Source organism: Photobacterium frigidiphilum, from assembly GCF_003025615.1.
GTDB lineage: Bacteria > Pseudomonadota > Gammaproteobacteria > Enterobacterales > Vibrionaceae > Photobacterium > Photobacterium frigidiphilum.
The window spans coordinates 1-755 of record NZ_PYMJ01000136.1 but is presented as its reverse complement, the minus strand read 5'-3'; the positions used below and the strand labels follow the sequence as shown (position 1 = coordinate 755).

Below are 755 nucleotides of genomic sequence, written 5' to 3'. Positions count from 1 at the left end.
CGCGGCCTTGGCCGATGCCGCCAAGGGATTAGGCGATCCGCCGCTGCTGTTCACGGGTAAAGCCATGACCTGCAGCAAAAAGCCCGTCGGGCTCAGTGATTGCTGTAAAGACAGTGGTTGGGGCAATGACATTGGGTTAGCACAGTGCAGTGATGAAGAAAAAGCCTTGGTGGAAGCCAAAAAAAATAAGCTCACCATCAGCCTCGGGCAATACTGCGCAGAAAAAGTACTCGGGGTCTGCATTCGCAAGAAAAAAGCCTACTGCACCTATGACAGCAAGCTGGCCCGTATCGTCCAAGAGCAAGGTAAACCCCAGTTAGGCATGAACTTTGGCAGTGCCAAACACCCTGACTGCTCGGCCATCACCCCTGAACAAATGCAGCAGATGGACTTTAGCAACATGGATTTTTCAGATTTTTACAGCGACCTGCACAAAAACATGACGCTACCGGACAACAACCAAATCCAACAACGTATAAAAGAAACCCTCGGAGGTAAACAATGATCCTGACAACGTCATTGCCTGTCGGAGCGCCCTGCTTAACAGCTCCCTTATTGCTCATGGTCATGCTGACCATTCCTGTCGCCCATGCCGAACAACCACCTGGTTGGAAGTGGTATAACGATCCGTTATTGATCAAAGAAAAAGCCCTGACACCACCGCCCACCGCCCCGTCGGTCACGGTGACACGCACCTTATCACCGACCCAGCAAATACAATGGTTTCATCGCTACCACGATGACACCAAGAACGA

Annotated in this window: 1 protein-coding gene and 1 pseudogene; both read left to right on the top strand. The window is 51.4% G+C overall.

Going from position 1 to position 755, the window contains the following annotated elements; translation table 11 throughout:
- The coding region (gene traN, locus C9J12_RS30255) for a conjugal transfer protein TraN (protein WP_170111930.1) at positions 1 to 505 on the top strand (505 nt) is incomplete at its 5' end.
- Positions 502 to 755, top strand: a pseudogene (locus C9J12_RS30250) (type-F conjugative transfer system pilin assembly protein TraF); the annotation flags it as partial. The gene traN and the pseudogene C9J12_RS30250, both read left to right, overlap by 4 nt.